Annotated in this window: 9 protein-coding genes; 2 read left to right on the forward strand and 7 right to left on the reverse strand. The window is 73.9% G+C overall.

Annotated elements, in window-relative coordinates; translation table 11 throughout:
- The first annotated feature begins 831 nt into the window (after positions 1-831).
- Together HOY81_RS26125 and HOY81_RS26130 are read left to right on the forward strand one after the other, a co-directional pair.
- Positions 832-1,638 (forward strand): ECF subfamily RNA polymerase sigma factor, BldN family, encoded by an 807-nt coding sequence (locus HOY81_RS26125; protein WP_237323178.1) that lies wholly within the window; start codon positions 832-834, stop codon positions 1,636-1,638.
- Positions 1,639-1,886: 248 nt separating this feature from the next.
- A complete protein-coding gene (locus HOY81_RS26130; RefSeq protein WP_237323179.1) occupies positions 1,887-3,107 on the forward strand; it encodes a DUF5667 domain-containing protein in 1,221 nt (406 codons plus the stop codon).
- A gap of 57 nt (positions 3,108-3,164) precedes the next feature.
- On the opposite strand, the gene HOY81_RS26135 is transcribed toward HOY81_RS26130, so the two are convergent.
- The 7 genes from HOY81_RS26135 to HOY81_RS26165 form a co-directional block, all read right to left on the reverse strand.
- Positions 3,165-4,271: a lysophospholipid acyltransferase family protein gene (locus HOY81_RS26135; RefSeq protein ID WP_237323180.1), complete on the reverse strand. Its 1,107-nt coding sequence runs from the start codon at positions 4,269-4,271 to the stop codon at positions 3,165-3,167.
- Positions 4,264-5,382, reverse strand: a complete 1,119-nt coding sequence (locus HOY81_RS26140; RefSeq protein ID WP_308341215.1) for an NAD-dependent epimerase/dehydratase family protein — start codon at positions 5,380-5,382, stop codon at positions 4,264-4,266. Before HOY81_RS26140 ends, HOY81_RS26135 begins: the two co-directional genes overlap by 8 nt.
- Before the next feature lie 128 nt (positions 5,383-5,510).
- Positions 5,511-5,609 (reverse strand): AURKAIP1/COX24 domain-containing protein, encoded by a 99-nt coding sequence (locus HOY81_RS26145; RefSeq protein WP_003948845.1) that lies wholly within the window; start codon positions 5,607-5,609, stop codon positions 5,511-5,513.
- A gap of 143 nt (positions 5,610-5,752) precedes the next feature.
- Positions 5,753-5,962, reverse strand: a complete 210-nt coding sequence (locus HOY81_RS26150) for a helix-turn-helix domain-containing protein (RefSeq protein ID WP_237323182.1) — start codon at positions 5,960-5,962, stop codon at positions 5,753-5,755.
- Between the two features lie 127 nt (positions 5,963-6,089).
- A complete protein-coding gene (locus tag HOY81_RS26155; RefSeq protein WP_237323183.1) occupies positions 6,090-6,905 on the reverse strand; it encodes a phosphatase in 816 nt (271 codons plus the stop codon).
- Positions 6,906-7,059: 154 nt separating this feature from the next.
- The gene (locus HOY81_RS26160) at positions 7,060-8,241 is read right to left on the reverse strand and encodes an acetoin utilization protein AcuC (RefSeq protein WP_237323184.1); all 1,182 of its coding nucleotides are present in this window, start codon (positions 8,239-8,241) and stop codon (positions 7,060-7,062) included.
- A gap of 24 nt (positions 8,242-8,265) precedes the next feature.
- A complete protein-coding gene (locus HOY81_RS26165; protein WP_237323185.1) occupies positions 8,266-8,913 on the reverse strand; it encodes an HAD family phosphatase in 648 nt (215 codons plus the stop codon).
- Positions 8,914-9,054: the final 141 nt, after the last annotated feature.

The following is a 9,054-nucleotide window of genomic DNA, read 5'->3' on the forward strand; positions in this document are numbered from 1 at the left end:
CCACCGGCCGGCGGCCGGGCGGATGGGGCCGGCGGGTCCACGCCGGGCGGAACGCACCCGGCCGGCCCATGACCGGCGAGCGCGCCCGGCCCGCCCACGGCCGGCGGAAGGCGCCCGGCCCGTGCCGGGCAGGGTGCGCCCGGCCGGCTGGGGAGCCACGGCCCCGGACGCCGCCACCCGGCGGCCGGCGGAAGGCAACCTGCCGCCCACGGTCGGCGGAAGCCGGCCGGTACGCCCGGGCGGGCGAAGACATCCGGCCGCCACCGCTCCGGTGGCCGACCCCACGCCCGGCGGAAGGGCACGACCCGGCCCACGGCCGGCGACCGGGAGCCGTTCGCCCCCGGCCGGGGGCGGCCGGGAGCGGCCGCGCGACACGCCGGGCCCGTACGGCCCGCACCGGCCCGCACCGGGCCGTACCGGGCCGCACCACCGCGGCGGAACCCGTCCCGCCGTGCAACCGCGGGCGGGCACACGGCGTCCGGAACAGTACCGGGCAACACGGAACGCCCGACTCCGGCAGGTCGCCCGCGCGCGCCGCGCGCACCGGCCCCGACCAGCGGGCCGACACGCCTTCGCACCGGACTCGAACACAAGTCGTCACCTCTGTGACAAATTCAGGGCCGCACACGATCAGCCAGCGGTTTGCGTTCGAATTCCGGTTCGCCTTCAACGCGTAACACTTCAAACCGAATCGGCGATTTCAGCAACTAGGCGTAGCACTGCCTGTACGAAGCGTTATTCTCCTCAGACGCAATCCGGTACCCAACCGTCCCTATACCGGGCGAACGGTCCCGCACTGCACGTGATGGAAGCTCTGCCTCTGGGAGTCCCGTGTACCCACACGTCGGGGTTGACGCCTCGGGCCTGGCTACGCTGCGCACGACGGTCCTCGACCAGCTCCGCGCATTCGTCCCCACCGCGTACGCCGTCCCCGCCCTCGCCGCAGCCGCCCCTGTCCCCACCCGTCCCTGTTACGCCCTGGCCGACGGCACCGCCACCGGCACCGCGACCGGGCCCCGGGCCGCCGGCAGACGATCCCGCGCCGCCGGCGGCGCCTCCACCGCCCGCCGCCCCGCCGTCACCGACGCCGACGCGCGCCGGATGATGGATCTGGTCGAACGAGCTCAGAACGGCGAGGCGGAGGCCTTCGGCCGCCTGTACGACCAGTACAGCGACACCGTCTACCGCTACATCTACTACCGGGTCGGCGGCCGGGCCACCGCCGAGGACCTGACCAGCGAGACCTTTCTGCGGGCACTGCGCCGCATCGGCACCTTCACCTGGCAGGGCCGCGACTTCGGCGCGTGGCTGGTCACCATCGCCCGCAACCTGGTCGCCGACCACTTCAAGTCCAGCCGCTTCCGCCTGGAGGTGACCACGGGGGAGATGCTCGACGCCAACGAGGTCGAGCGCAGCCCGGAGGACTCCGTCCTGGAACGGCTGTCCAACGCCACGCTGCTGGACGCCGTGCGGCGGCTCAACCCGCAGCAGCAGGAGTGCGTGACGCTGCGCTTCCTCCAGGGGCTCACCGTCGCCGAGACGGCCCGGATCATGGGCAAGAACGAGGGAGCGATCAAGACCCTCCAGTACCGCGCCGTGCGCACCCTGGCGCGGCTGCTGCCCGACGACGCCAGATGACGGAGGCGCCGGCCCGGGTGACGCACGGGGACGGGCCGGGCGGAGACGGCCGGGCGCATGCGGCCGCTCGCGGTCACATCATCGGAACGCGTAACCCGACTGGCGTTCCGCTCGTTGTGGGGAGTGCAGACTCCCCGCAGCCGTGCCACGCCCGCGGACAGTCACTCGTTCGGGTGGTCGTCGGTCGGCCGTGCAACCTTCCCCGCCCGGTGGGGAGTCGACCGTGCTGACAAGAGGAGGTGCCGCCCGTGATCGGATCCGTATCGGCCAGTCGGCGGGCACAGGCCTTCGCCGAAGCCCTTGACGAGCCCGGGCGCGAGCCGGGACACGACGAGGAAGCGGCCGACGGCGACCACGAGCAGGCGCGACTGCTCTCCCTGGCGGACGGGCTCTCCGCCCTGCCCGGGCCCCAGCTCGACCCGGACGTCAAGACGGTCCAGCGTGCCCGGCTCGTCGCCGCCATGGAGGCGGCGGCGGAGGAGGGCACCGTGGGCTCCGGCGAGGGCGCGGTGCCCGGGCAGCGGAGCGCACGGAGCGGACGTGGCACGCACCGGGCGGCCGGCGCGAGCGGGCTGGGCAGGTTCCGGCCCGGCAGCCGGCTCGGCAAGGGGCTCGCCGCCGGCGGCCTGAGCGTGGGCGTGGCGGCCACCGCCTTCGGCGGTGCCGCCGCGGCCAGTGGCGACGCCCTGCCCGGCGACACGCTCTACGGCCTGAAGCTGGGCATGGAGGATCTGCGCCTGGGCATGGCCGACGACGACGCCGACCGCGGCCGCCTCCATCTGGACCACGCGGCGACCCGGCTCAGCGAGGCCACCCGGCTGATGGAGCGCGGCAGATCGGGTCCCCTGGACCACGAGTCGCTGAGCGACGTCCGGCGCGCCCTCTCCGGCATGAAGGCGGACGCCTCGGAGGGCCACCGGCTGCTCAGCCAGGCGTACGAACGGCACGGCCGGATCGCGGTGATGCAGTCGCTCTCCAGCTTCTCCCGCACCCACGGCACGCGCTGGCAGAGCCTGCAGGAACGACTCCCCGCCCCGCTCTCCGACGTCGGACGGCAGGTCAGCTCGGTCTTCGACGCCATAGAGCAGGAGGTCGGCCCGCTCCGCGCACTCTTCCCGGAGCAGCGCGACGAGCCCTCGGCCCCCGCCGCGGGCCCCGGGCGGAAGGGCGAGCAGCGGCAGCCCGAGCAGTCCGGGCCTGCCCCGGAGTCGCCCCCGGCCTCGCAGCGCGCGAAGGAGCGGCAGCCGGAGAGCAGCGCGTCCCCGCGCCCGTCCGGCTCCCGGTCGGAGGACGGCCGGCTCATCGGGGAGGACGGCCTGATCGACCCGCCGCTGCAACCGAGCGACGGGCGCTCCGGCAGTGCGGACACCGCGCCCGGCGGCGTCCAGGCTCCGCAACCCGACATCACCCTGCCCCCGCTGCTGCCCGACGTGCTCCCCGGGCTCGGCATCGACGCCGAGGACGACTGAGCACTCCTCCCGCCGGTGCGGCCGGCCGACACCCGGCCGCACCGGCGGGAAGCCGCGTCAGAAGAAGACCGAGCGGCGCCGCACCAGCAGCTTGTAGAGGGTGTGCTGGATGGTCTCCCGCACCTGGTCGGTGAGGTTGAACATCAGCATGGGGTCGTCGGTCGCGTCCGCCGGATAGCCCTCGGTCGGGATCGGCTCGCCGAACTGGATGGTCCACTTCGTCGGCAGCGGCACCGTGCCCAGCGGCCCCAGCCACGGGAAGGTGGGTGTGAGCGGGAAGTACGGGAAGCCGAGAAGCCGGGCGAGGGTCTTGGAGTTCCCGATCATCGGGTAGATCTCCTCGGCCCCCACGATGGAGCACGGCACGATGGGCGCGCCCGCGCGCAGCGCCGTGGAGACGAAGCCGCCCCGCCCGAAGCGCTGCAGCTTGTAGCGGTCCGCGAAGGGCTTCCCGAGCCCCTTGAAGCCCTCGGGCATCACCCCGACGATCTCCCCGCGGGAGAGCAGGCGTTGCGCGTCCTCGGTGCAGGCGAGGGTGTGCCCCGCCTTGCGGGCGAGGTGGTTCACCACCGGCGTCATGAAGACCAGGTCCGCCGCCAGCAGCCGCAGCCTCCGCCCTGCGGGATGGTGGTCGTGCACGGCGACCTGGAGCATCAGCCCGTCCAGCGGCAGCGTCCCGGAGTGGTTGGCGACGACCAGCGCACCGCCCGACTCCGGGATGTTCTCGATGCCGCGCACCTCGACCCGGAAGTACTTCTCGTAGAGCGGCCGCAGCAGCGCCATCAGCACCTGCTCGGTGAGCTCCCGGTCGTAGCCGAACTCGTCGACCTCGTACTCCCCGGTGAGCCGCCGCCGCAGGAAGGCCAGGCCGCGCGCGACCCGCTCCTCCCACGCGGCCGGCGCGGGGTCGCCGGCCGGCGCGTCCGGCGGGACGTCCTCCTCCGGGTCCTCCGGGCCCCCGTACGCGCCGTACGGGCCGTGGCCGGACGCCGCGTGCTCCGGCAGCGGCGTCAGCGGCGACCGTGCCGCGCCGGGGCCGCCCTCCTCCGTACGGCGCCGCGCACCGCGGGGGCGCGAGCGGCCCGTACGGCCGGAGAGGCCGGCCCCGCCCCCGGAGGAGCGGTCACGGTCGTCGTCGAACGGGATCACCTTGGCGTCACCCATGGCTGCGCGGCTCCTCGTCGTGGTGGGAAGGGGCGGTCCGGTCCGGCACCCGGGCGGCCACCCGGTCCACCACCCGGCGGATCTCCTCCGGCGGCAGCAGGCCCGGGCCGCGGCTGTGGGCGAAGGCGTCGAGCGCGCCGGCCGTGGTGTGCCGGGGCGTGAAGCCGAGGACCTCTCGCATCTGCGTGGTCCGCACCACCCGGCCATGCGTCAGTATCCGGATCTGTTCCGGCGACACGTCCGTGACGCCCGCCGAGCGCAGCAGCGAGCCGCCCCAGCGGATCGCCGGGAGCAGCAGCGGCAGCATGGGGCGGCCGAGCCGGCGGGCGCACTGGGAGAGCATCAGCACGCCGTCCCCGGCGATGTTGAAGGTGCCCGCAGTGAAGGTGCCGCGGGCGGGCTCCCCGGCGGCCAGGCGCAGCGCCTCGACGGCGTCGTCCTCGTGCAGGAACTGCAGCCGGGGGTCGTAGCCGAGGACGGACGGCAGCACGGGGAGCGAGAAGTAGGCGGTCATCGGCGAGTCGACGGCCGGGCCGAGCAGATGCGCGAAGCGCAGCACGGTCACCGACACGTCGGGACGGCGCCGGGCGAAGCCGCGGACGTACGACTCGACCTCGACGACGTCCTTGGCGAAGCCGCCGGTGGGCAGCTCCTTCGGCGTCATGGCCTCGTCGAAGACCGCCGGGTCGCGGGGCGCGGCGCCGTAGACGCCGACGCTGGAACGCACCACCACCCGCCGCACCAGGGGCGCCTTCTGGCAGGCGCCGAGGAGTTGCAGGGTGCCGATGACGTTGGTCTCCTTGACCGCCGCCCGGCTGCCCCGCGGGTGCAGCGGCGTGCCGTTCACGTCCAGATGGACGACGGTGTCGACGCCGTGCTCGGCGAGGACGGCACCGATCGCCGGCTGCCGGATGTCCGCCCGTACGAACTCCGCGCCGCCCAGCCGGTGGGAGGGCTGCAGCGCGTCGACGCCGACCACCCGGTCGACGTCGGGCTCCCGCTGCAGTCTGCGCACGACACGGCAGCCGAGCTGCCGGGCCACTCCGGTGACCAGCACGACCCTGCCCACGAACCCTCCTGCACCGTCGAGGTGGACCGCGGCCGCCGGCACGGCGGAGGCCCGGCGCACGCGGCTGCGGAACAGCACTACAGCAGCAATACAACAAAACCGCCGCCTTTCGCTTCGCACGCCACGGTGCGGAGCGAAAAGCGGCGGTCAGTGACGAGCGTGCCCGCCCCTCACTTCTTGTTGCGGCGCTGCACTCGCGTGCGCTTGAGCAGCTTGCGGTGCTTCTTCTTCGCCATCCGCTTGCGCCGCTTCTTGATAACAGAGCCCACGACTACCCTCGCTCACTTCGCTTACTCGGTGCGGGGCGTCCGAGCCCACACGACCTCCATGGGGTCAGCCTACCCGGCACCGCGAGGTGGTCGTAATCCGAGGTTCACCGTGTGCCCGCCGGACCGTTCGCGATCAAGGTCGGCTAGGCGCTTTCCACCCCCACGTAGGAATGTTCGAGGTAGTCGTGCACCGCCTGTTCCGGCACCCGGAAGGACCTGCCCACCCGGATCGCGGGCAGATGACCGCTGTGCACCAAGCGGTACACGGTCATCTTGGACACTCGCATCACCGTGGCGACCTCCGCCACGGTCAGGAACACGACCTCGTTCAGAGGCCTCTCGCCAGCAGCCATGCAACACCTGACCTTCCGCACATGTCGGGCACCGGCTTCCCCTCCGGTGACTCCTGCTCGCATGTGCGCTCCTCCCCAGATTAGGGGCGGGTGATGCAAGTGGGGAAGAGGAGTAGCGATCGGTCCTCTAATGTGACAGACACGCTCGATTGAGTACATAGCGCGCCAGGGGGCGGTAACGCGCCGCGGGGACGCCGTCGTCCAGCGGCACCGCCACCGACACCCGCCCCTCGGCCTGCCCGACGAACGGCGCCGGGTCGTCCGTGTCGGCCGGCCCCATGGCATCGATACCCAGTTGACCTGCTGCGCAGACCCAACCGTGGTCACCGATGACGAGTTCGGGCAGCCGCCCGCCCTCGGCCGTGGCGGCGGCCAGCGCCGTCCGCAGCGGAAGCGGCGAATGGGTGTGTGCGCCCGGCGCATCGGCTCCGGGCCGCGCGCCCGCCTCGTGGACCAACGCGACGCCCCGTACGTAGGAGAGAGTGCACGGGCGTACGCCGAACTGAGTCGTCATGTCGACACATTGACCCTGTGCCGGCACGAGCACCGGGCAGCCGGCCGCCGCCAGCGCCGACGCCAGCTCGGCGTAGAAGGCCAGCAGCCGCCGCGGATGCCCGGTGCCGAACAGCACCGGCGACCTGCTCCGCGCGGCGGCCGCCAGCCGCGCGGCGAAGGCGTCCAGCGCGGCGACGGTCCGCTCCGGGTCGATGCGGTCCTGCCCCGAGCCCTGTGCCGGATCCGCGGACACACCGCACTCCTCGGCCATCAGGGCCACCAGGTCCGGCACGCTCCACCGACCCTCGGGCCGCAGCCCGAGCAGCGCCCGGGGGTCGCGGGCGGCGAAGAGCCGGTAGCGGCGCAGGCTCTGTTCCCGCGTCGTCGCCACCGTCCCGGCCAGCCCCGCGGTCACCAGATGGGCGCGCAGCGCCTCCTCACTCACCACCGGCCCATGGTCGCCCCACGCCCGCCGGGCGGCAGCGGATTCGCCGCGGCCTCACCCCGCCGGGTGGCGACGGTCCGGACCGGGCGTCACCGGAACGAGCGAAGCGCAGGACTGACGGGCCGTGCGGCTTCCGGTGCGACGCCGACCGCGCGCGTCAGGGCAGCAGGCCGTGCGCCGGGAAGACGGCCCGGCGCGTGGCCAGAACCGCCTGGTCCGCGGCGTCCCCCGGGTCGTACCCGTCGTCCTGCCAGGACTTCCACAGCGTCTCCCGGCCGTCGGTCATCCGCATCGGCACGGCCGCCTGGCCGGTCCGGGCGTAGACCGTCCGCCGCCACTCCTCCGGCACCTCGGACTCCGGCGGCACCGGGGCGCCGGCGGCGATCCCCACCAGATGCGTCCAGCTCCGCGGCACCACGTCCACCACCGCGTAACCGCCGCCGCCCAGCGCCAGCCAGCGGCCGTCACAGTGCTCGTGGGCCCAGCCGTGCGCGGCCTCGGCCGCCGCCCGCTGCGCGTCCAGACTGAGCGCCAGATGCGCCAGCGGGTCCTCGGCGTGCGTGTCCGCGCCATGCTGCGTCACCAGCACCTCCGGCCGGAACTCCGCCAGCAGCTCCGGCACCACCGCGTGCAGCGCCCGCAGCCAGGCGGCGTCCCCGGTGCCCGGCGGCAGCGCCACGTTCACGGCCGAGCCCTCCGCCTGCGGGCCGCCGGACTCCTCGGGCCAGCCCGTGCCGGGGAAGAGGGCGCGCGGATGCTCGTGCAGCGAGACGGTCAGCACCCGCGGGTCGTCCCAGAAGGCCGCCTGCACGCCGTCGCCGTGGTGCACGTCGACGTCCAGGTACGCCACCCGGCGGGCGCCCAGCTCCAGCAGCCGGGCGACGGCGAGGGCCGCGTCGTTGTAGATGCAGAAGCCGGCGGCCGATCCGGGCATGGCGTGGTGCAGTCCGCCGGCGAAGTTCACGCCGTGCAGCGCCTCCCCGTTCCACACCGCTTCGGCGGCACCCACCGACTGACCGGCGATCAGCGCCGAGACCTCGTGCACACCCGCGAACGCGGGGTCGTCCTCGGTCCCCAGACCGTACGAGCCGTCGGCGACGAGCGGGTCCGCCGAGACGCGGCGCACGGTGTCGATGTAGTCCTGCCGGTGGACGAGCCGGAGCGTGGAGTCACCGGCCGCCGGTGCGGCCCGTACGGTCAGACCGGGCGCACGGGTCAGCCCGTACGCCTCCACCAGCCCCATGGTCAGGGAGAGCCGCACCGGGTCCATCGGATGCCCGGCACCGAAGTCGTAACCGGTGACCGCCTCGTCCCACATCAACACTGCGCCGCCACTCATGACCGCCACCGTACCCGCCCGCTTTCAGCCGGCGAGGAGAGACATCAGCTCGTCCATGGTCCGGAAGTGCGCCGATGCCCCGTCCAGCCGGTCGAGGGGCGTCATGGCGGCGAATCCGTACACGTCCATGCCCGCCGCCCGGGCCGCCTGGACGCCGAGCGGGCTGTCCTCGACGACCGCGCAGCGGTCGGCCGGCACACCCATGGACGCGGCCGCATGCAGGAAGAGATCCGGGGCGGGCTTGCCCCGCCCCACGTCCTGGGAGCTGAAGAGGTGGCGCTCGTCGAAGCGGTCGTACAGGCCGGTGGTGCGCAGGGCGACCCGGATGCGCTCGTGGGTGCCGGAGGACGCCACGCAGTACGGCACCCCGTCGGCGGCGAGCTTCTCCAGCACCTCGGCCACGCCGGCGACGGGGCGGAGCGCGCGGCGGAAGGCCGCGAAGGTGCGCTGGTGCAGGGTGGCGTCGAAGTCGTCGGGGAGGCGGCGGCCGGTGCGCTCCCGCACGAGGTCGTGGACGCGGTGCACCGCGGATCCCATGTAGTCGCGGAGGGAGTCCTCGTACGTCGTCGGGTGTCCGAGCTCGGTGAGATAGGCGGCGAGTATGCGGTTGGCGAGCGGCTCGCTGTCCACCAGCACGCCGTCGTTGTCGAAGATCACCAGCTCGTAGCGCATACGGCAACCCTACGGTGCGCGTCACGGGCGCCCTGCGGGGCCGGGCGTGCCGGGCCGGCGATCGTCCCGGGGGAAAGGCGCCGGACACGCAGAAAGGCCCCGCCGGCATCACACCGGCGGGGCCTTCCCCACGAATTGTTC

It is taken from the genome of Streptomyces sp. JJ36 (assembly GCF_021696945.1).
GTDB lineage: Bacteria > Actinomycetota > Actinomycetes > Streptomycetales > Streptomycetaceae > Streptomyces.